Consider the following 22,982-nt stretch of genomic DNA (forward strand, 5'->3'; position numbering starts at 1 on the left):
TTAGCTTAACTAGAGTTTAATTATCAGTTTTTTTCCTTCATAAACAACTTCTTTGTCACATTTTGCCTCAAGGTCAAAAGGCTTTATTCCATTAGGTGTGATGATATTTATACGGAAGGCCCTTTTCTGCAACATTCCATTGAATGATCCTTTACGATCACCCACTGTTATTGTTTTTGTTGCTTCGCTGTATTTTATTGGAATGATGGAGAATGCGCCTTTCTCATAATCGTAATTGGTGCCTTCATCTTCGTACAGATCGAAGGAAGCGTCTGCACCCGCGTACACATTCAGCGTAATGGTGTCTGCCGGCTTTTCGGTTGTGTATTGCAGCTCGGGCCCGAAAGGAATTATAGAACCTGCTTTTACAAACAGCGGCATTCGCTCATACGGCGCTTCTGCCGTAATTTTCTGGCTGCCGGCATACCATTTTCCTGAATAGAGGTCATACCAGCCTGCGCATTTTGGTAAATACAGTTCGCGTTTGGTTTGTTTGTATTCACAAACTGGATTTACCAGTAAAGAAGAACCGAACATATACTGATCAGCGATATTTAATACGGCTGTATCTGACCCAAAATCCATCGCCAGGCCACGCATAATAGTATAGTCGTCGTGGTAAGCTGCGCCCGCCAAAGAATAGATATAAGGCATTAACCGGTAACGCAGTTTATCGTAATAAAGAAAGCTTTGGTAAGCCGGATGTGTTTCAGGCGCCGTGTTGAATACTTCCCGGAATGGAAACTGTCCATGCGAGCGGAACAAAGGAACAAAAGCGCCGAATTGCGTCCATCTCGTCATTAGCTCCCGCCATTCTTCCAGGCTTTCTGCATCGGGTTTCTCAAATTTTTCGGGCACTACAAATCCGCCGATGTCCATAGTCCAGTAAGGAAGCCCCGACATTGAGAAATTAACACCTGCGGCAATTTGTGTTTTCATATCGTGCCAGGTAGAGCCGATATCACCGCTCCATATTGACGCAGCATAGCGTTGTGAACCTGCAAAACCTGAACGTGTTAATAAGAACACGCGCTTGTTGGGATCTGTTGAACGCTGTCCTTCATAAATGCCTTTTGCATTTTGTAAAGGATATGCATTCAAATATTCTGCTGCACTACCCAATGCGGTAGGTGTCATTTGCAGTTTTCTTTTTTCGGGATCTACATTGGATAGGATATCGGGTTCGCTGGCATCCATCCACCAGGCATCAATTCCTTTGGTATATATTTTTTTGTTGATCAGGTTCCAGAAACCTTTGCGCGCTTTTTCGTTAAAGGCATCGTAGAAAGTAGAAATATATCCTTTGCCAATCCAGTCTCTTTGCCTGTCGGCAATGTTTCTTTTATACAGCCAGCCGTTCTTATCAAACTCGTTGTAGGTGGTGATGCCTTCATAAAATTTCGGCCACACAGAGATCATGATCCGGGTGTTGTATTTTTTATGTAACACATCGATCATGCTGTCGGGAGCAGGAAAACGTTTTTCGTCAAAATCCTGGCTGCCCCATTCGGCTTCGCGCCAATAGCTCCAGTCTAATACAATATTGTCGATGGGGATCTTTCTTTTACGCAATTCATCAACAGTAGTAAGAATTTCATCCTGCGTTTTATATCGTTCCCGGCTTTGCCAGAAACCCAATGCCCATTTTGGTACAATAGTAGCTTTACCGGTAAGTGTTCGATAACCGGAAATCACTTCATCCATGTTATTACCATAGATAAAATAATAGTCTACCTGTTTGCCCGCTTCAGAGCTGAAGCTGAAAGCATTTTTTTCTTCCTGCGTAAGTGGTTCCTGCCATTTCACTGCCATATACGATTCAGCTCCTTCAGGGACCCATTCAATGCGAATGGCCACTTTTTCACCGTTTTTAAAATGAACAGGAAGCAGTGCCGGTGCGGGATTCCATGCTTTACGCCAGCGATCGAGCACTAATTTCCCGCCTACCCAAACTTTAAGGCTGCCACCAAATACAAACCTGAATTTATGCAATCCTGAACAATAACTTGCGAGACTGCCTTCCCAAATTACAGACCCGGTGGCCGGGGTAAATGCTGCTGGAAGAATAATTTTAGAATCGCCGAGAAACTCCATATTGATAGCTGATTCTGATCTTTCCAGCGTTATATCTCCGGGTTTCAGTTTGTTATTGCAATAAGAAGCGGTCAACCAGCCCTGCTCTCCATTCTTCGAAAAAAGCTGCAGGGAAGTAAGCTGCTTCATCGCCCTTACATCGCCTGCTTTCGTAAGAGAATAATTATCCCACAGAATGCCGTAATTTTTATTCGAGATCAAAAATGGAATAGCTACCTCCGTATTATTCTGGAAGAAAGTAACCTGCTGGTCTTTATAATTGATAATACCATCCTGGTGTTGTCCTAAACCATACCAGGCATCATCGGCGGTTGTTTGAAATGTTTGCTTACATGCGTACAAACGTTGGCCATCAAATACCGCGGGTTGAAAATTTCTACCGAGCGGCTGCTTTTCAGCCAGTATTTTCTTGCCTTTTTGATCAAGAAAAGAAACGGCACCCGATTTCAGGTCTACAACCGCAGTAATGTATTTTGTTTTTAGTGTGAGGCTGGTTTTTGAAGGGATCACATTCCACACGATGCCCCGCTTTTTGGAGTAGGTAGTGATCAAACTTTCGGTAGCAGCGATCTCCTTTCCCGGAGCCGCAATCACTCTTATAATATTATCTGCAATCACTTCCAGCTTAACCGCTCCAGGTGCACCTGTGACCAGGGGATCGGTGAAAATAATTACGCCATCAGGGGTTGTTCTATATGCAGGGGATTCTGCCAATACGGCATTAAAAAGCGAAGTGCACAGAATACTAAAAAGTAGCAATCTTAATTTCATATACAGCAATGCAATGCGTTAATTGATGCTGTAAATGTATCGCTACCAAAATTGACACTGGGGGTATAAATGTTACAAACTAGGGTATGAAATGTAATAAAATAACTGAATGTCATTGGGTTGTGATCCATCACGAAGGGCGCGATGACTTATACGGATAGTTCCCGGTTCTTAGTTTTAGGTTCTTAGTTTCTGGTTTCAGCTTCTAAACTGGAAGCCGTTTGAATTGAAAAATTGGCAACCAAATAGCAGGTCGTTTGTCAATTAGCAGGCCGGGTAATTGAATCAGAAGGCCATATAATTGAATTAACAGACCGTGTAATTGAACTGGCAGACCGTGTAATTGAATTAGCAGACCGTGTAATTGCTTGAAAGGTTGATTAAAATCAAATGACATAGAGTCGCTCTTAAACAAATCGCCTTGATTATTAATAAAATAGAAACAATTACCTATAAAAGCTGACTACACAGGGCTTCGGCGAGCCAAAGGAAAAGGGGGACCCGGGGAGCGGGATCCCCTGAAATTGAGCATCTCATCATTCGATTTACCTTTTTATAACTGACCAACCGTCCGGCATTCAATTGCCCCCCTATCCAGAAATCGCAGTACCTGCAGGCAGATACACCTTTTGCTTTTTGATGGTATTGAGACCAACAGCGGTGATACCATTAATATATGGATCGTTATACCGGAATTTTTATAAAACTGTTGTTGTACCATTTAATTTGCAGCGGTTCTTTACGAACTTTCAGGTACGGATTTTAATTGCCACTTTGAAAAAACAGCGTTATGAAAGAGATAGTCAATTGCGCCGCCTATTCAGCCGGCCACCGCACTGCCGATGTTGAACTAAACGATATACATGAAATACTTAAGGATCCCAGCCAGTTTGTATGGATAGGCTTGTATGAACCTTCAGAAGAATTATTACAACGGGTACAGAATGAATTCGGCCTGCATGACCTGGCCGTTGAAGATGCGCACCGGGCCCACCAACGACCCAAGATAGAGCTATACGGCGACTCGCTTTTCATTGTACTTCGAACTGTGCAAATGACGCCGGATTGCCACATTCAATTTGGAGAAACACATTTTTTTGTAGGTTCAAACTTTATTGTGGTAGTTCGGCATGGTTCATCTGTGCCTTATACAGATGTGCGGGTACGTTGCGAAACCATGCCCGAATTATTAGGCAAAGGGCAGGGATTTGTTTTATATGCCATCATGGACTTTATAGTTGATATGTATTTTCCCGTAGTACAGGAACTGGAAGTAGCTTTGGAAAACATAGAAGATAAGGTATTTAAGGAAAACCCCAGCCGTAAAACCACAGAACAAATATACCAGTTAAAGAAAGATCTGTTGGAAGTGAAACGGGCGGTATCGCCACTTATAGACATTTGTAACCGCCTGATGCGATTTGATATTAAATATATTTCTCCTGAAACACAACCTTATTTCCGCGACATCTATGACCATGCCCTACGCATAAACGAAATGGTAGATAACACCAGGGAATTGCTGAACACAGCATTAGACGCTAATTTTTCATTGATCTCTATTTCTCAAAACGACACGTCAAGAAAATTCGCCGGCTGGGCTGCTATTATTGCGGTACCAACCATGGTGGCGGGCTTTTATGGAATGAATTTTAAATTTATGCCTGAATTGGAATGGGCCTATGGCTATCCGATCGTTGTGGGACTTACGTTCATTATTTGCGTTACCGTTTATTATTTCTTCCGCCGATCTGGCTGGCTATAGTTTTTCATGTGAATATATAACTATAATGAGCAGTTGATATCTTCTGATTTTATTCTACCTTGCAGCTCAATCAATAACCGGCTTCATTACTACCGCTTGCCGGTAATTTCCGCTTAATATTTTCTGGCCCATAGGGCATACTGTTAAATTCACTACTGGCATAGGGATAGAGGGCGCTATTTTCCCTAACCTTAAATTTTTTAATTAATTATGAAAAAGAAAATTACAACACTGTTCGCTATTGTGTTAATGGCCGCCACCGGCCAGGCACAATGGAGCCTTACAGGAAATGCGGGTATAAATCCTGCAACTAACTTCATCGGCACAACTGATGCACAACCCCTGTTATTCAGAACCAATAATTTTTCCTCGGGCATTATTGACCCAAGCAAGTATAACGCTGCCCTCGGCTGGCGCGCGTTTGAGTATAATACTACAGGAATTTATAATGCCGGTTTTGGTACCTATGCCTTGTTTTGGAATAACACGGGCGAATACAATACTGCCATGGGCACTTACTCGTTGATGAACAACAAAGCCTCTAACAATACTGCTATGGGTGCCTTTTCGATGTACTTTACCGATAGCGGCGAATACAATACAGCGGTAGGCCATTCTGCATTAGTCTTAAATAAGGCGGGCCATTATAATACTGCAACAGGGTATGGCGCACTTTATAACACCGCTGCCGAAGGCAACTCGGGATTTGGCACCAGTGCACTTGGCAAATGTGAAAATGGCTGGTATAATACTGCAATAGGGTTCCTGGCAGATTTCAATACCTGGGCTTCTTATTCAAACTCAACAGCAATAGGGAATCAAACCATTATTTCTGCTTCTAACCAGGTAAGAATCGGTGACAATAATGTTACCAGCATAGGTGGTATCGTGGACTGGACAACGCTGTCGGATGGAAGATTCAAATCGAATATACAACCTAATGTTCCGGGTCTGGCCTTTATTAAGCAATTAAAACCGGTTACTTATACATTAAACATTACAGCGCTTAATAAATTTCTCCATCCAAATGGCATCACCGACAAGGATGGAAAAAAGATAGAAATTCGCGGCGCAGGTGCTGACATAGCTGCCAGTGAAAAAATTGTACGTACCGGTTTTATTGCGCAGGATGTTGCAACAGCCGCTGAAAAAGCAGGCTTTGATTTTGATGGGGTAGACAAACCAAAGAATGAAACTGATGTTTATGGACTTCGGTATGCAGAATTTGTAACGCCTTTGGTGCAGTCGGTGCAGGAATTGAGCAATATGAATGATAGCTTAAAAGCACAGATCAGCGACCTGAAATCGCAGCTCACCGATCTGTTGCAGCAGGTAAACAACCTGAAAAACAGCATCGTTTCAACTTCTATAAACGGCACCCTTCCTGTTTTAAAACAAAACAGCCCCAACCCGTTTACCAATAATACGGTAATCAGTTACTATCTTCCTTCCACTACAAAGCATGCGCAACTGGTAGTAAGTTCTGTAAAGGGGCAAATATTAAAAAACATTCCCCTGAAAAGTTATGGCGAAGGACAGGTTACCATAAGTGCCGGTGAACTGGCTGCAGGCAGCTATTTTTATACACTAACAGTAGATGGCCAGCGAATAGATACCAGGCAAATGATCTTAACGAAGTAAATAATAAAATAGAAATGCCCTGGGGCTGACCAAAAAGGTTAGCCCCTTTATTTTTGCATTGTTTGATGTCTGTTTTGCTTGTTGGTTAATCGTTGAATAATTAGCTTTATGAATATTTGAATGAAACCCGAATATTCGCGGCCTCAGCCATCTGGCAATCAATCCATCTAACCAGGGAAAAGAGTCGGGGCCGGACTTTTTAATCAGCCCCGTATCATGAAATTCCCAACATACAATAATGATAATATAAGAATAAGGTATTATTTGAATCAATACATATTCATTACCGTTATAATTTATTAAGGTTAAAATAGTTTATTATTCGGCCAATTGCCTGTATGCTGTATATAATAGAATGTAGTTACTTCAGATAACCTTCTTCAAATTACGATTCCCCTTCACCTCCTACCCGCCTACCGTATATGCCAACAGGTTGTATTAATAACCTGAACGAGTATGCATTTTTTACACTTAAAGCCTTATTCAACATGAAACCTTTACAATTTACAGGGTTTATTATAGCTGCTACAGTTATAATATTACTGTTATCCAAAGTTCCTTTGCAGGCACAGGTTACATTGAGCGCTACCGGTTCGGGTAGTGCATATGACCTGATTGACTCAAAAGGATTTGGTAATGAAAATCCCGATTGCGGGCATACTTCATTTGGCCCGCATGTTACCCAGGCATTTGATAATGCGCTGGGAAAATATGTTTTTGTATTTCACAGTCATGCTGATGCCGATGATGACCGTTGTACAAACGAAGACCGGGTTCGCATGGAAATCAAAGGCGGTTCAGGCTCTCCTGCCGATATGCAGCATACACAGGGACAAACGGCCTATTATCGTTGGAAATTCAAGCTGGATGCCGGTTTTATTCCTTCCAGCAGGTTCACCCATATTTTCCAAATCAAAGCAATAGAGGGCGATGCCGGTGCGCCGCTGATCACTATTACTCCCAGGGCTGGTAATCCGCAAAAGATCCAGATCATTCATAGTTCAGGAGAAGGAAGCGGTAGTTTGGGTACCGTTAAAGAAGCCGACCTGGCCCCATTTAAAGGAAACTGGGTTGAAGCTTACGTGAAATACAAAAGCAGTAATGGCAGTGCCGGAACATTTGAGATCACTTTAACGCGGGTAAGCGATGGCGCTGTTTTGCTTTCTTATACCAACAACAGCCTCGATATGTGGCGCGAAGGCGCAGATTACAACCGGGGCAAATGGGGCGTGTATCGTGGTAAAGCAGTTGTTTTACGTGATGAACAGGTGCGGTTCAATGATTTTTGTATTACCGAAAGCAGCGCCAGTCTTTGTCCCAGCGACATTGGCGGTAACCCCGGACAAACAATTAATCTTTCACCGCAACACGATGCGTATGTACGGGATGGTACAAATGCTGCTATTACCCATGGTACAACAGATGCGGCCAACCTGATCACCAAAGTTGCTCCAACTGGTCAGTTGAACAACAACCGCGAAACGTATCTCACCTTTGATTTGTCTTCCCTTTCCGGTAATATTACCGGAGCTACTTTAAAAGTTTTCGGGCGTACCGAAAGCACCAGTGATGCCAATGTAGGCGTAGGCGCGTATGCCGTTTCCAACACTACCTGGACAGAATCGGCCATTACCTGGAACAATAAACCAGCTTCCGCTTCTTCAGCCATTACCACTGCTACTGTTACTGATGCTACAGGCCGGTATTACAACTGGAATATCACCAGTTATATTCAGAGTGAAATTGCAGCAGGCCGAACTAAAATTTCATTGGTACTGAAAAATCAACAGGAAACTTCAGGCCGCTTATTATGGAGTTCAAAAGAAACCGGCAGCAATGCACCCCAGTTAACGATCACTACATCCTCTTCACTGGCGGCTGCACGAAAGGAAACAGACGAAGTAATAATTCCAACCACTATAACCAGCGGATTGAACAGTTTTCCCAATCCATTCAGGGAAAACAGCACCATTACATTTACGCTCGAAAAACCAGCATATACCCATCTTGCGGTGTTCGATATAGCCGGCAAACAGGTAGCCCTTTTAGTAAATGGCCTATTGCAACCAGGAAATCACAAAGCCATCTTTAATGCAAACCGCCTTTCTCCCGGCATTTACACACTGAAGCTACTATATAATGGCAAAATCATTACTAGAAAAATGTTGAAGAATTAAACAGATACACCTTATCGTCACCAACCATTTAACCATATGAGAAAAACAAACATCCTCAAAGCATGGCACGCATGCGTACAACTGTGCATTGCACTATTTTTATTATTGTCGCATACGCAGGGACAAACCCTGCCGGCCAATTTTCAACGTGTTCAGGTAACTGCATCATTAAGTAATCCAACCGCTATGGCCTTTACCCCCGACGGCCGCGTTCTTATTTGCCAGCAGAGCGGCCAGTTACGGGTAGTAAAAAATGGCAGCCTTTTATCAACGCCTGCTGTTTCATTATCAGTAAACACCAGCGGCGAAAGAGGGCTGATCGGGGTGGCCGTTGATCCGGGCTTCACCACCAATCAGTACATTTACCTGTATTACACCCATACCTCGGGGCCGCATAACCGCGTTAGCCGTTTTACCATGAGCGGTGATGTGGCAGGTTCAGAAACGCCTATCCTTGATTTACCTACGTTAAGCGGCATTTATCACAATGGAGGTGGTTTAGCTTTTGGCAATGATGGCAAATTATATGTTGCCGTGGGCGAGAACCAGGTAGGCTCCAATTCGCAAAACCTGGATAATTACCTAGGTAAATTATTGCGCATCAATTCAGATGGTACGGTGCCAACGGGTAATCCATTTACAGGTAATGCCGCCCGCAGCAGGATATGGGCGTACGGATTGAGAAATCCATTTACCATTGCATCTGACCCGGTAAGCGGAAAGATCTTTGTGAACGACGTGGGCAATGCAACCTGGGAAGAGATCAATGACGCCACTGCCGGCGGACGCAATTTCGGCTGGCCCAATAAGGAAGGTATGTGCACCAGCGGATGTACGGGATTAACCAATCCCATTTATGTATATGCCACCAATAGAAATGATCCGCCACCCGCCGGTCAGGGCTGTGCCATTAACGGCGGTACGTTCTTCAATGGCGCTATCAGTAATTATCCTTCTACTTACAACGGCCGATACTTTTTCCTGGATTATTGTGGTACATGGATCGATAATATCAATCCGGCTGTAGCTTCTCCAACCCGCAGCGGTTTTGGTACAGGTGTTGGCAGCGGATTAGTATATATTAAACAGGGAACAGATGGTAACCTGTATTATTTAAGCAGAAACAACAATGCCCTGTATAGAATTATTTACACTGGCACACGGGGGCCGGTGATCACCACGCAGCCGCAAAGTATTTCTGTATCGCAGGGTAATACGGCTACGTTCAGCGTTACCGCAACAGGTAATCCTGCTCCCACGTACCAATGGCGAAGAAATGGCACCAACATTTCAGGCGCTACGTCGGCTACTTATTCTATTACCAATGTACAACCCTCGCATGCCGGCACGTACAGTGTGGTAGTCACCAATAGCGCCGGTTCTGTTACCAGCAATAATGCAACATTAACCGTAACACAACCCAACACGGCGCCGGTAGCAACTATTACCAGTCCCGCCAATGGCGGTTCATTCAGAGCCGGTACAACAATTAGTTTCAGCGGTACTGCCACCGATGCGGAAGACGGCACGTTACCGGCCGCTAATTTCGAATGGTGGGTAGATTTTCATCATGCCAATCACATTCACCCGGGTCCGGCGATCTCGGATGGTGTTAACAGTGGTTCATTCCCTATAGATGCCGAAGGACATACCGAAACTGATATCTGGTACCGCCTGTACCTGGTGGTGCGTGATGCACAAGGCGCCCGTGATACAACCTATGTTGAAATATTCCCGGTACTGTCTACGTTTAACCTTCGCACAGTGCCATCGGGTTTGCAGATCCGGCTGAATTCTGTTCCCGTTACTACACCGTATACAACACCTTCTTTATCGGGCATGGTACGACCAGTAGAAGCGATATCGCCGCAAACAGTGAATGGCACTACCTACCTGTTCGATTTCTGGGAGCATGGCGGCACCGCATCTCAAAATATAACGATCACCGACAACGAAGCTACTTATACAGCTCATTACAAAGTGGCGCCTCCTGCTATTACCTATACACCTGTACACGATGCTTATGTGCGGGATGGCACCAATGCAGGAACCACCTACGGAACAACTGATTCAACCCTGCTTATTACCAAGCTATCGCCCAGCGGACAATTAAACAATGCCCGCGAGTCGTACCTTATGTTTGATCTTACATCACTTACCGGTAATGCAGCCTCAGTACAGTTGAGAGTGTATGGCAAGGTTGACCTTACCTCGGTGCCCAGCGTACCAGTTGGTGTATTCTCTGTAGCCAATACCACCTGGACGGAAAACACCCTTACCTGGAATAATAAACCGGCTACGTCAACAGCGGCGCTGGCTACAACAACCGTTACCAATACAGCCTTTACTTACTATACATGGGATGTAACCAATTATGTAAAAGCCGAACTGGCGGCCGGTCGAAAAAGAGTGGCCTTTGCATTGAAAAGCGGGCTGGCGCATGATCCGCGCATATTTTGGAACTCCAGTGAATTTGGCTCCAATCCGCCGCAATTATCAGTTATTGCCGATGGCGGCAATGCATTGCCTGTGGTGAATATTACATCGCCTGCCAATGGCGCGGTGTTTACGGCGCCGGCTACGGTTACCATTAATGCTACGGCAACCGATGGCGATGGCAGTATTAGTAAAGTAGAATTTTTCAATGGCAGCACCAAACTGGGTGAAGACAACACCTCGCCCTATAGCTTTACCTGGAACAGTGTAGCAGCAGGTTCATACAGCCTTACAGCCAAAGCTACCGATAATGCAGCCGGTGTTACTACATCTGCTGCTGTGGCTATTACGGTACAGGCTGCACCCGTGTGCGACCCGGTTACTGCGAGTGGTAATGATGGCAATGTGCCTGCCAATGTGCTCGACAATGATCTCAATACCCGTTGGTCGGCTAACGGCGACGGCCAATGGATTCAATTCTGTTTGGCAAACACCGCCACAGTTACAGGCGTACAGATCGCCTTCTACAATGGCAATACACGCACTTCTACCTTTGATGTATTAACAGGTACCGATGGTGTTAACTGGACTACCGCAGCAACAGGACTTGTAAGCAGTGGCACTACGCTGAACCTGCAAACATTCACCTTTGCAGCCCGTACCGCCAAATACGTTCGCATTGTAGGGCATGGCAACAGCGTGAACGCATGGAATAGTTATACAGAAGTAAGAATACAAACCAGTACCTTAACGCGGTCAATGACACCGGTAGAAACTTCTGTTGCCAATGTTTCAAAAGTAACATTGGGCAGCTATCCCAATCCATTCAGGGAAAGCAGTACCATTACATTTTCATTGCCAGTAGCTGGTCATACACAACTGGTAGCGCTTGATATGATGGGTAAACAGGTGGCGGTGCTGGTGAATGCCAATTTACCGGCAGGCAATCATCGTACAACCATTTCATCGCAGCAGTTGCCGGCCGGCGTATATCTGCTGAAACTGTTGTATAATGGAAAAGTTATAACGAAGAAGTTATTGAAAGAATAGAACGAGGACCTGCTATTTGCATAATTAAACCTGTAGGGTGGCATGCCCACCTTACAGGTTTTTAATATTAATATAAGTTATCTATACATCAGGCTACTTACAAGCCTTATTTATTTGGGACTATCCTTCTTTCCAAATTTTCTGGGGAAATAAGCGAATGTGAGCATAAAATATTGTTGCAATACATTTACATTTCCGAGGGTTAGGCTATTATTGTTACCGTAGCTGATAATACCTGTATTTTGATGTAACAGATCCAATGCGGAAAACTTTATCTCTGAAGTATTGCCTTTTAAGAACCTATATGCAACGCTTGCATTCCAAATAGTGAATTTAATATCCCTGGAATACGAAGTAATATTTTTGTTATAGGTAATATTAGTGTTTACGGTAAAATTTTTTGGGAAATTTAAACTTGCACCGATTGCGGTATTAATAGCCGTACTTGTCAATTGATATTTATATACACCTGATTGATTTGATTTGTAAAAATTCAGGGTTTGTGAAAGGTTTAACGCCAGCAGATCTTTTAACGTATAGGTTAAATTAAGATTATAATTGTTGTTTAGGTTGTTCGACAAAATTCGATCGCCATTTACGAAACTCGGCTGCTTGTTGATGTTTAATGACGCAAATGCTTTCATCTGCACCAGGTTTCCTTTAATCTTAAATGCTTTATTCAGGTTCGCAAGCATATTAACATATCTATTCCCGGATACATTTACAGAATAATGAATATTTCTACCAAGATTATCAAACAGACTGCTGTCGGAAAAATTATTGCGAACAGCACCTCCCTTTATTTCAATAAAATAGTTAAAAACATTCTTCGACTTGCTACTGGTATTTTGAATTGATAATTCCACCTCCTCTTTGTAAGATGGCTTTAAATCGGGGTTACCAAGATGCCGGTAAAAATTATTAGAACTATCAACTAAAGGTGCAAGTTGGTTAACCGTAGGATAATACGTTGATGTATTGTAAGCTATAGTATAGGTAGTATAATGCTCTCCAAATTGATCATTCGTATAAGTTATGCTGGCTTTGGGTATGAATCGGTTATAAGAGTGATCAAAATTCTGAAAGCTCTTCCTTGCATCATTTCTCTGATTAAAAAACTGCTCTCTCGCTTCAATGTTTATGGCCAGTGTTTTTTGATATCTGTTAGAAAGCCCTTTTAAAAAAAATCTCGAGAAGTTAATACTTGGTATTTCCTCCACCGTACGATATCGACTATTATTGGTAAGGTAAGGGTTAACCAGTAACTGGCCTGTTCCGGCATCAAAATCATTTATGGCATTATTTTCTTTTTCCGTATTTATTTTTAAATAATTGAAAAAGGAAATCCTTATTTTATATAAGTTCATTCGCCCGAAAAGTAAACCGTTCAGGTTGTTATATTTAAATTCGATCAAATTCGATATAGATCGCATATTGGTTTCATAATTCCTGTCGAATTTTATGTTTTGTGAAGGGCGCAGTATCGATATGAAATCAGATTTTTTAGATTCTCTACTATCAACCTCATTATGAAAAAAGGTATAATCTATTTGAAAATCACCCGGAATGCGCGAAGCCCTGGAGTTGTCGGCTTTATTTTTGAAACCTGTTTTAAATGTAAAAGCATGGGTCTGGTTATTTATTTCATCTACAGTGCTATCCTGGCTTTGTTTACCCAGATGGGTGCTTTCTGAGGCATTTGCCTGCCGGGTATAATTATAGCTTTTATTAATTCTGACAGAGGGCGAGATATAAAATTCGTTTCTACTTTTCTTTAAATCATAATTTAAGTTTAGGTACTGGTCGGTATTGTCAACGATTTGTGCCAAATTACTTTTTTGATTCAAAATGCTATCTAGCCCTAATGTAATTACTGTTTGCGAATTTTTAATAAGGTTGCTTTTGCTGTCATTGATGAAATAGTCGGCACTCAAACGGTTGTTTTTATTGTATCCGGCATCAGGTATAAAATCGTGTTGAAAAGTTACCCCGCCCGACCGTGTGCTAAATATTCCCTGTTTGCCAAAATCGGGTTGAAATTCAATATTTGCGCCAACACCCTTAAAAGCACTATTGAGCATAAGGGTATTTACGTCGGCGGCTATTTTATTAGTATTGTTTATGGAGCTTCCTGCACTGATTTGTGTACGCGGAGTAAACACATTAATCATTCCCTCCCCTAAATACCGATCATCTGTTCCATAGCCTGCCCCAATTTTTCCAAATAACCCCGATTTCTTATTTCTCTTCAACTTAATATTCACATTTGTAGTTGAATCTAACCGATTTTTCTCATTTACCTCTTTATATACCTGTATTTTATCTATGGCGTTTTTAGGTAAATTTTGTGTTGCAATCCTTGCGTCTTTAGTAAAGAATGGTTTCCCCTCCACTAATACACTCTTCACGGGTTTTCCATTAACCGTTATCGTTCCATCGCCCCAAACAATAATCCCGGGTAATTTTCGTAGCAAATCTTCCACTACAGCATTGGCATCCAGTTTGAAAGCGTCGGCATTAAATTCCAGGGTATCTCCGTTCATCTGCATAGGCGGCTTGCGGGCAACAATAACTACTTCATTTAGCACGTTGTCGCGTCTTATCAGGTAAAACGTGTCTAAAATTATTTTTTTAGCATCCGCCGGTATGCTGAACAGCTTATTGAAGTGCTTATAACCGGTGTAACTCACGCTAATCAACAACTGTTGTTCTCTAGGCAGCTTCCTGAAGTGAAATTCACCGAAACTATTCGACAACTGGTAGCTTAGCAGGCTGGTATCTTTTGCTTTGTAAATGGATACTGTCGCTGATGGCAAAAAATAATGATACGCGGAATCTTTGATAAATCCCATCGCATAACCAGTAAATGTTGAATCTGCACTCTGGGTGAACGCAGGTAAAAAATACAACAGTGAGAGGATAAGACTTGTAATTCGGCAATACCGCTTCATCCGGTTATAAGTTTTCTTTGGGTTTTAATTGTACAATAACCGGGTTTTGCTTTTTATTTCCGGTAGCAAAATATTTTTTCAACTCATCACTGAACTGAGCATTCCTGCCGGCAGTATTGAGGTGTGCCTGGAACATCGTCAAAGACGAATAGGAAGTATACAGATAATTTCCATCGCAGGCTAAAAAGTTTTTAACCATGAATTCAACCCCCTCATCCATTATGGGTAAAAAGCAGGATAGGCTGTCGGGTGTGATACGGCCCAGGGAAAGTAAATTATTTGATTGCAGATTATATATAAATGACTGATTCCTGTCAAACGCTTTTCTGCCCAGCCTGAAGAATAAATTATTGCCTATTTGATAAGTGTATGCTATATCAGAAATTTGTTGGGGGTAAGTTTCCAAATGCATAAACCTTTTGCCAATATAAGATGCATTGGTAGTAAAATCGTCTGGGAGCGTATTGACCAAAGGGAAAACGCAACTAAACGCTTTTTGAACGGTGTCGGGGGTTAATCTGTAAATGCTGTAGTCGTATGGTCGGCAAAAGAAGATAGTTGAATTATTGCCCGATTCGTAGAATGGCTCGTGATCCGGGGCGGAGGCCTCCCGGCTTGGCAGCGGTGCTTTTTTCATATTATATGGAAAAAATGTAGCCGTTACTTTATTTTTAATTGTGTAAATGAGTTCATAATTCAAGGAATCTGGCCAACGCTCGTCTACAGAATAATTGTGGTACACAACTTTATTCCCGGGGAATGAATGAAAAAAAATGTTTTTGGATCCTGCCGCTTCTTCCTTTAATTTCTTACCGTTAAAATCATAGTACAAATAATATAAAGTGTTTTTTTTCCATTTATGTAACACGATTTGCTTTCTTTCTTTATTTATTACGCTATGAGCAAGGTTGGTGTTAATAACACTGCCTTGTAACTTGCAATGGAATTTCCCGTTTTTAAAGAATAATAATATACAATCGGTATCCCTGTCATAGATGATGAAATACTGATCAGTGACGTTTAGTTCATTGACGTCTCCAAAAAGACTTTCTCTGGTAGTTTCAAGCGGGATGTATTTTACTTCGTTGAATACTTCTGAAGCGGTTCCGCCCATTGCGGAGGCGGGGTCTATCCGTAGTGTAGTTAAGGAAGTGGAACCCTGCGCATGAATGTTAACCGTGGCTAAGAGTAAACATGCTGCTGTTAATAAATAAGCTATATTCAAAGTACGCATGTTAAAATTTTGATGTTACTTCATCACAGTATGCCTGTGTTAAATCGGGTAAGGCTTTTTCAGCCAGGAAGACATTTGATATTCCGTTGGTCGATTTGTCTGCCTTAAAATAGTACGGCGAATATAATTGCTCGATGGCTAATTTAACAGGAGCGGCCTCAGGAACAATATTGTATGCGTCGACTTCTATATTGTTTTCCTGTAGAAAGATCTTTAGCATTTTCATATTACTGAATGAAGCAAGGATAGCAACATTCTGCTTTCCTATTTTACCCGATATTTGCTTCATAAAAGAAAATTGTGATTTGACGCATTCCATACAATATGATTCCGCTATTCTAAAAACAATTTTTTTAGGCGAGTTTAAAAACGTTATGAAAGAAGCCTGTTTCCCGCTCGTGTCTTTTACAATAAGCTTATTTAAATCTAACGGAATGGATGAAACTTTACTCTGAATCATTAAATTATTGGCTAATGCCTTGTTTACTGTTTCCAGTCTTGCAATCGCGTGCGTCATTTTTTCCTTATCCTTCTCATTTTTCTTCCAATATAATAAAAATCCCAGTGAGATCAGTATTAATGAGCAACATAGAAATATCGTTTTCATATTAACCTTTTTTTTCATTGATTATTTAAAACTGCTTTAACTTATAGAACAGAAGTACCGGATTGTCGTTTTCATTCATGGTGGAAAGTATTTCCTGTAAATGATGCTCCCTTGGAGATTGGGGAAGCTGATTCTCTCTGGCAATCCTGGCAAAAGTTCTTTCCTGCCTGGCAATTATATCAGGGTCCATTACGCTTATAAATTCATCTCCTGTTGAGGCAATGGGGTATGAATAATATGAAACATGTACTGTATCCTTAACCTGCACATTCAATATAGGATTCCAGCCAATGATCTTTCCTGTTTTTTGTGAATAAAAAATACCTGTATTGAAAGTTTTTCTGGTTAATTCAATAAATAAGACATCATTGGCAACAAAACATTTTCCATCGAAATTGTAATGGCCGGCCTGTGTTAGCATTTCAAGGTCTTTTACAGTAGTAACCTGGGACTTATTGTCGATTATCGAGTTTTTTGCAGAAAAGTTGAATTTTATTTTGCCGGTTATTTCAGTTGTCTTGTCATTTTTAATTTCATAAATGGTATGGGAAAATTTTGGACAGAAATAAACTGTTTCTCCTGAATTTGGAAGGTTTAAATTATAATCATAACTGCTGATTGTACTATCATTTCGATAAGCTGTATAGCTGATATTGCATTTTTCATCTCCAATGGCCAAAAGAAAATCGTTGTACCCACCCCCTACTCCTCTGTTTACGCTTGGTTCATAAAATGCAAATTTGTTTTTCCCTATATAGTTAAATCGCATGAACGATAGATCGCTACTGCGGTATCGATTTAAATATTTTCCACTTTCAGTAAACTGGTAAATATAGTTTGCTTTATAATCGTATACAATTATTCGGTTGTTATCATAGTCATATGTCATATCTTTAATATTTTCCAGCCGAATTGAATCTGAAGGTTTATTTACACTTATTTTACCTGCAAACTGTCCCTGTTTAGTAAAGAAAAACACCGAATTGGATATATAGAAATCACCAATAACAATGAAATCAGGTGTTACAATTACTTTACTGATCGTTCCAATTAAGCACTCATTATTTGATTCAAGTTTCACATAACGTACATCCCGTAACATGTCATTGTAGTAAAAATGCATTGAATCCAGACTTTCCGGAATATTTACAGTTTTTGTATATGCCGCAACTGAATCTAATGGAAATAGTTCGATTGCTGAATTTTCTGAATTGGTAAAATGACAACTCGAAAAAAAAAGAATTGCAAGGATAGAAAAGTAAAAGCGGCCTGGCTGGATTAATATATTCACTGTAAATAATTAAAATTATGAAGAGAAAAAATTGCTGATACAATTTTTAAGCGAAGCAATCTGCTTAGTTACACTATAGGAAATATAGAGTCACCAAATCTTCTTTGGTAACTCTATATTTTCCTTACCAAAACGAATGGAATCCACTGTTGCTTTTTTTATCTTTAAGAACAGCCCAAAAGACAGGCTTTTACAGGAGGACATGGAGTACAGCCAAGACCAGGCTCATTCCTACATTCAATCCAGGAAGTATTGTATGCTGGAAAAGTTGTCGGGTTTGTGGTATAAGATCCTGTAGCTGTTTGGCTGGCATAAGCACCTGCTGATACCAACCCATTACTATACACTGTTTTAACAACCTGACCTATAGTCTGGTAATAATATACCGTTGCATTAATAGTTTGTGCCGGACAAGCGTAATTCAAGTGTGTTATAGGTAACCAGAAAAGCGAGGCATCACTCTCGGAACTGCTTGATGAACCGGATGAATTAGAAGAACTGGATGTACCAGACGTACTTGAAGTACTTGAGGTACTTGAGGTACTAGAGGTACTGGAAGTACTGGATGTACTGGATGTACTGGATGAGCTGCTGGAAGAAGTTGCAACATCTGCCAGTACCCGGTTAGTAAATCCTACATGTGGATCTGATTTGGCATTTTTACCTAATACTTCAGAGACATTCGAAACGCATAAAGCGACTGTCGCCACTATTGCAAATAGTGTGAACACTTTTCTTTTCATACAAAGTTTTAATTGATTGGTTAAAAATAGTGGTCCTTTTATTTTGGTATAAGTTTAATAGTTAGCGTAGCTTATGATTCAAGCTTTTTTATTTATACGGTTTCATTTCTTACGCTCTCCGGTTTCGGCATTGTACCAAAACGTTTAAATATTAATATTTGACTAAATTGCTCTGTCAGGTATAAAAACAGCGGAAGTGGAAGCAGCCACATAACACGAATCTGATAACGTGGGAATACACCTGAGAAAGTTCCACAAACCCATGCATTGGCTATAAGACTCAATAAAATGAATGCTATAAAAAACCGGTACCTAACAGTCATTTTATTGAATATAAAAACAAGACTATAAATAACCAGGCAAGCGGCCACAACAATGTTTTGTGCAAAATTGATAAATCCAAAACTTATTGAATCGGTACTTTGTTTTGACCGGGAATGTCTTAGGGATTCCGCAGAAGCGTAATTTGCAGCTATTGCTTCATTTACCCGGTTACTTGGGACCTTGACTTCGACAATATCGAAATTAAAGAACTGCTTACATGTATATACCCATGATTTATAACTAAACATCCGCAGGTATTTGGGGGTCATTAACATGTCTTTAATTATTGTCGCATATTTCTTTTCATTGCCTTCCCAGCCACCTGTTTTATAGATGGGTCCATTTTCAGCCCACAGGAAATTATTTGGAAGACTATCTTTGTATCGGCATAATTCATAGTTTTTCTCTTTGCAACTTTCGGTAAGGTATCTGTCGATGATACCCATTTCAATCAGGTTGCTCATAATGAAGATGCTTCCGCCCCGCGAGCTTTTGAACCTTCCTTCAAACATATAATGTACAGCGCCTACAAAGAGATTACCGGCAATAATCAGGATCATCACAAAAGCTATTCCTTTTAATCGCACCCCTGCAACCCGGTATATTTTCAGAATAGATCTGAAAGCAAAGCCTATCAACAATAACAGAGAAAGCCCCATGCAGATATAGAAATGCGAATTGTGTATACCAATACTTAGAACAAGCAACGACGATATGATGATATTGTCCCTTACTTTCAATTCATTTGCCAATAGCAGCCCCATGCACAACACGCACACAGGGGTGAATACATCAGGCATCAACCAACTGACATTAAACGAACCTCCCATAAAAAAAGAAATGAGCAGCGTAAAACCCAGATAAAAGGGTATGAAATTGGAGGCAGGTGCAAAATACCGGAAATAATAATATATGATCAATGATACGATCAAAGCTTGTGTGATCACAGAAAACCACAAAGTTTGCTGAAGACTGGAAAAGTAAAGGAATAACCCATATAGGATCGGACGGTCATAAGCAACTGTTCCGCCAAATCCGTTTTCCAAATACACGCCCGAATCATGATTGAATGTTAATGGATATCTATTATATAATGCCAGAAAGCACAGGATGAATGCGGAAACCAATATGGCTACGAGATGATTATATTTTATTTTATGCAGGTAGGTCCTCATGTAATGACGTTATTTTTTACGAGATTTTATTTGTGCCAATTTTATTCCACTTACTTATAAAGGGTGCTTCGGATAAATAAATAAACAAGGGTATTGGCAGCATCCAGATGAGGTGGCCGGGAATGTTATTATTTCTTCCATAAACCAACGCGCCGGTAAGTATTTGTATAATTAATGCAATGAAAATGTAAAAAAAGAGGTTCCGTTGGCGATAAAACGTTTTACGGAGCAGTAACAGGAGGTTAAGACCTAGACACAAGATGGCCGATATCACCTTGCAGTAATTCAAATAGTTCAATGACAACCATCCCTGAAATTGCCGGCTGAGATAATATTCTCTTACTTCATCTTCATACCATTTGCAAAGACCAATAAGCGTATTCCCACTTACTCTTGAATATCTTTCCTTATTTATGGCGTACATCGAATTTAGCAGCCGTGGTAACATGGAAATTTTATTTTCCCGAACAATACCCAATCCGGCACCAAGGAAAAAATGGATAAGAGATACAAGCGCACAGGCCGAGAGAAGGAGGGCTCCCGTAATAAGTAGCTGCTTTGGATTTGTTTTTATGGGATCTTGCATTTGTTCTTTTTTAGTCCATAAACAGCGCAAAGTATAAAGAACCAACACCAGGAATGTTGTAATAAGGTTCATTATATCCATTCCAAGACTGAGAACAAAAACAATGGTAATGATGGCCAAATCCCGCTTAGAAACATTTTTTGCAAATAACAAAAGCATCATGCACAATGATGCAATATTTGAAAATACCGCAGCAGACACTGTGCTTGCAGTAACAGATGCCGACATAAAAAAAGCAATAAAGAACAGGCATGGGAGAAAAAATAAAGTACCATTTATACTGCTTGAGAAATAGCGAAAACAATAAAACAACACGAGAGAAAGGATCAGTGCCTGACTAAAGATCACAAGCCATAAAGAATTTCCCCAGCTTGTATGTGCAATAAACAGGCCATACAAGACCGGCCGGTCAAATGGAACATTCCTGCTGAACCCCGAGTCTATATACACGCCGGTATCGTTTGTAAGCAGCGGAAATTTATTATTAAATCCTGCAAAACACAGGATAATGGCGCCAATCAATACCAACGCTATTTTTTGTTTCATTGTTTATTCATTTTATCAAATGAAGGTGCACAGGCTCACTTGTTAAACGACAATGGGAATTATTGCTTTTGCAAACCCGTTTCTGTGATAACATAGGATTCCTGGTAGTTCTCGTAATCAGTATTAATCTCAAACAGGTTGTGTTTCGTTTTTACAACAATATTTTCAGCAGCTTTTAAACCCATAAGGATACTGTGGTCCTGGTTGTTATATTTAAAAGAGCCGTACCTTCCTATAACAGAAAGATTTTCTATTGAAGAAACATAGTTATTGATAGGGCTTACTATTTTTTTATACCCTTTATTATATACCGGGTAGCACTTATTGATCCGATATACATAACCATCTTCGATCAACGCAGGTTCTACAAGCCCGGTTTTAGCCATCTCTGTTGAAGCAAGCTTAATAAAATCCTGATCTTTATAATTCCATAGTTCCGAATTATGGTTACACCAGTATTCAATGGCTAAAATGGTTTTTTGCTCATTGTTATTAATATGTGGTACCCAATTACTGAAATTAGTCACCCGGCCCATTAATAATTCGGATGAATGAATGTAAAGCCAGTTATCGGGAAAGAGGTTAGTACGATTAATGAGCAAATACACAATTACTGTATTTCTAAATGTAAGCTTTTGGGCAAGTGCAGTAATTTCCCCGGGAACCTCGGTTAAGGTTTGTACCATTAAAGTATAAGGCATGGTAGAAACCACATGGTCATATTCTTTAAAAGTTCCGTCTTCCAGTTCAATTCCCATTACCCGGCTGTTATAATTTACTACTCTGTAAACCGGTGTATTTAAATAAACGTGATTTCCGGATTGTTTTACAAACCTGGCCATTCTTTCGTAAACCATACCCGTGCCTCCCAATGGGTAAGCGAATTGATCAACCAGTGTCTTATGTTTATTGCCTCTTCCTCTTAATACTGCATTCTTTATGGCCTCAAACAGGGATAATTTTTTGATCCGCTGGACTGCGAAATCTGAATCAAGTTCACTGCATGGTATACCCCATAGCTTCTCTGAATAGGTTTTAAAAAAGATGGAAAACAACCTTCTTCCAAACTTGCTTTGTACCCAGGCTTCAAATGATCCATCCTGGTTTGATGCATTGAATCTTTCAATTAAATAACTAAAGAGGCATCTGCCGGCTTCAAGCACACCCAGATTCCTTAGCGTATCGCCTATTCTGAGCGGGTATTTAAAAAAATTATTGTTATAGTATATACGGGTAAGCCGGTTTACCATTTCATAATCATCGCCTACCACCTCTAACCAAAGATCGTTCACTTGTTTATCGTTACTAAAAAACCGGTGCGGGCCAATATCAACCTTTTGATTCCATAAAGTAATGGTAGCTGCCATCCCTCCAACCCTGCCGCCTGCTTCAAAGACATCGACCTGGCAATTTCTTTTAGTAAGTGAATAAGCAGTTGTTATACCTGCTACACCTGCTCCTATAACAGCAACTCTCATATATTAGGTTTGGTAAAAAATCAGCTTCCTGAAGTTTTAATACTGTCAACCGCACTCTTTGCAGTATTACCGGTTATCGCATATAATAAAATAGTAATTCATGGTAATAGTGT

At 40.8% G+C, this 22,982-nt stretch carries 13 protein-coding genes; 5 read left to right on the top strand and 8 right to left on the bottom strand.

Annotation, left to right across the window (positions count from 1 at the left end):
* Positions 1 to 9: 9 nt before the first annotated feature.
* Positions 10 to 2,865 carry a TIM-barrel domain-containing protein gene (locus FAM09_RS03595; RefSeq protein ID WP_136575699.1) on the bottom strand — a complete coding sequence of 952 codons (2,856 nt, stop codon included), beginning with the start codon at positions 2,863 to 2,865 and terminating at the stop codon, positions 10 to 12.
* A 790-nt stretch (positions 2,866 to 3,655) separates the two neighbouring features.
* On the opposite strand from FAM09_RS03595, the gene corA reads away from it, so the two are divergent.
* The 4 genes from corA (at position 3,656) to FAM09_RS03615 (ending at position 11,934) form a co-directional block, all read left to right on the top strand.
* Positions 3,656 to 4,630, top strand: coding sequence for a magnesium/cobalt transporter CorA (gene corA / locus FAM09_RS03600; protein ID WP_136575700.1), 975 nt, complete (start codon positions 3,656 to 3,658; stop codon positions 4,628 to 4,630).
* A gap of 210 nt (positions 4,631 to 4,840) precedes the next feature.
* Positions 4,841 to 6,271 carry a tail fiber domain-containing protein gene (locus FAM09_RS03605; RefSeq protein WP_136575701.1) on the top strand — a complete coding sequence of 477 codons (1,431 nt, stop codon included), beginning with the start codon at positions 4,841 to 4,843 and terminating at the stop codon, positions 6,269 to 6,271.
* A 488-nt stretch (positions 6,272 to 6,759) separates the two neighbouring features.
* The gene (locus tag FAM09_RS03610) at positions 6,760 to 8,448 is read left to right on the top strand and encodes a CBM96 family carbohydrate-binding protein (protein ID WP_166437015.1); all 1,689 of its coding nucleotides are present in this window, start codon (positions 6,760 to 6,762) and stop codon (positions 8,446 to 8,448) included.
* Positions 8,449 to 8,484: 36 nt separating this feature from the next.
* A complete protein-coding gene (locus FAM09_RS03615) occupies positions 8,485 to 11,934 on the top strand; it encodes a PQQ-dependent sugar dehydrogenase (protein WP_136575703.1) in 3,450 nt (1,149 codons plus the stop codon).
* A gap of 110 nt (positions 11,935 to 12,044) precedes the next feature.
* On the opposite strand, the gene FAM09_RS03620 is transcribed toward FAM09_RS03615, so the two are convergent.
* Genes FAM09_RS03620 through FAM09_RS03635 form a run of 4 tightly spaced genes read right to left on the bottom strand, consistent with a single transcriptional unit; the run spans position 12,045 to position 18,017 of the window.
* Positions 12,045 to 14,885, bottom strand: a complete 2,841-nt coding sequence (locus tag FAM09_RS03620) for an outer membrane beta-barrel protein (protein ID WP_136575704.1) — start codon at positions 14,883 to 14,885, stop codon at positions 12,045 to 12,047.
* A 4-nt stretch (positions 14,886 to 14,889) separates the two neighbouring features.
* On the bottom strand, positions 14,890 to 16,119 hold the full coding sequence (locus FAM09_RS03625; protein WP_136575705.1) for a 6-bladed beta-propeller: 1,230 nt from the start codon (positions 16,117 to 16,119) through the stop codon (positions 14,890 to 14,892).
* Position 16,120: 1 nt separating this feature from the next.
* Positions 16,121 to 16,726: a hypothetical protein gene (locus FAM09_RS03630; protein WP_136575706.1), complete on the bottom strand. Its 606-nt coding sequence runs from the start codon at positions 16,724 to 16,726 to the stop codon at positions 16,121 to 16,123.
* 25 nt (positions 16,727 to 16,751) lie between these two features.
* Entirely contained in the window at positions 16,752 to 18,017 is a 1,266-nt protein-coding gene (locus FAM09_RS03635) for a 6-bladed beta-propeller (protein ID WP_136575707.1), read from the bottom strand.
* A 136-nt stretch (positions 18,018 to 18,153) separates the two neighbouring features.
* Here FAM09_RS03635 and FAM09_RS30620 point away from each other — a divergent pair, with 136 nt between their 5' ends.
* On the top strand, positions 18,154 to 18,315 hold the full coding sequence (locus FAM09_RS30620) for a hypothetical protein (protein ID WP_153825440.1): 162 nt from the start codon (positions 18,154 to 18,156) through the stop codon (positions 18,313 to 18,315).
* A 537-nt stretch (positions 18,316 to 18,852) separates the two neighbouring features.
* On the opposite strand, the gene FAM09_RS03645 is transcribed toward FAM09_RS30620, so the two are convergent.
* From FAM09_RS03645 to FAM09_RS03655, 3 genes are read right to left on the bottom strand one after another with little or no spacing between them, the layout of a single operon-like run.
* Complete coding sequence (locus tag FAM09_RS03645) at positions 18,853 to 20,259, bottom strand: hypothetical protein (protein WP_136575708.1); 1,407 nt, start codon at positions 20,257 to 20,259, stop codon at positions 18,853 to 18,855.
* 16 nt (positions 20,260 to 20,275) lie between these two features.
* Positions 20,276 to 21,391, bottom strand: coding sequence for a hypothetical protein (locus FAM09_RS03650; protein WP_136575709.1), 1,116 nt, complete (start codon positions 21,389 to 21,391; stop codon positions 20,276 to 20,278).
* 59 nt (positions 21,392 to 21,450) lie between these two features.
* Complete coding sequence (locus FAM09_RS03655; RefSeq protein WP_136575710.1) at positions 21,451 to 22,869, bottom strand: FAD-dependent oxidoreductase; 1,419 nt, start codon at positions 22,867 to 22,869, stop codon at positions 21,451 to 21,453.
* Between the last annotated feature and the right edge of the window lie 113 nt (positions 22,870 to 22,982).

It is taken from the genome of Niastella caeni, assembly GCF_004834005.1.
GTDB classification, from domain to species: Bacteria; Bacteroidota; Bacteroidia; order Chitinophagales; family Chitinophagaceae; genus Niastella; species Niastella caeni.

Excerpts from the sequence above, each read along its gene's own strand:
- FAM09_RS03595 (WP_136575699.1), bottom strand. The coding sequence starts at position 2,865 with ATGAAATTAAGATTGCTACTTTTTAGTATTCTGTGCACTTCGCTTTTT.
- corA (WP_136575700.1), top strand. The coding sequence starts at position 3,656 with ATGAAAGAGATAGTCAATTGCGCCGCCTATTCAGCCGGCCACCGCACT.
- FAM09_RS03605 (WP_136575701.1), top strand. The coding sequence starts at position 4,841 with ATGAAAAAGAAAATTACAACACTGTTCGCTATTGTGTTAATGGCCGCC.
- FAM09_RS03610 (WP_166437015.1), top strand. The coding sequence starts at position 6,760 with ATGAAACCTTTACAATTTACAGGGTTTATTATAGCTGCTACAGTTATA.
- FAM09_RS03615 (WP_136575703.1), top strand. The coding sequence starts at position 8,485 with ATGAGAAAAACAAACATCCTCAAAGCATGGCACGCATGCGTACAACTG.
- FAM09_RS03620 (WP_136575704.1), bottom strand. The coding sequence starts at position 14,885 with ATGAAGCGGTATTGCCGAATTACAAGTCTTATCCTCTCACTGTTGTAT.
- FAM09_RS03625 (WP_136575705.1), bottom strand. The coding sequence starts at position 16,119 with ATGCGTACTTTGAATATAGCTTATTTATTAACAGCAGCATGTTTACTC.
- FAM09_RS03630 (WP_136575706.1), bottom strand. The coding sequence starts at position 16,726 with ATGAAAACGATATTTCTATGTTGCTCATTAATACTGATCTCACTGGGA.
- FAM09_RS30620 (WP_153825440.1), top strand. The coding sequence starts at position 18,154 with ATGGAATCCACTGTTGCTTTTTTTATCTTTAAGAACAGCCCAAAAGAC.
- FAM09_RS03645 (WP_136575708.1), bottom strand. The coding sequence starts at position 20,259 with ATGAGGACCTACCTGCATAAAATAAAATATAATCATCTCGTAGCCATA.
- FAM09_RS03650 (WP_136575709.1), bottom strand. The coding sequence starts at position 21,391 with ATGAAACAAAAAATAGCGTTGGTATTGATTGGCGCCATTATCCTGTGT.
- FAM09_RS03655 (WP_136575710.1), bottom strand. The coding sequence starts at position 22,869 with ATGAGAGTTGCTGTTATAGGAGCAGGTGTAGCAGGTATAACAACTGCT.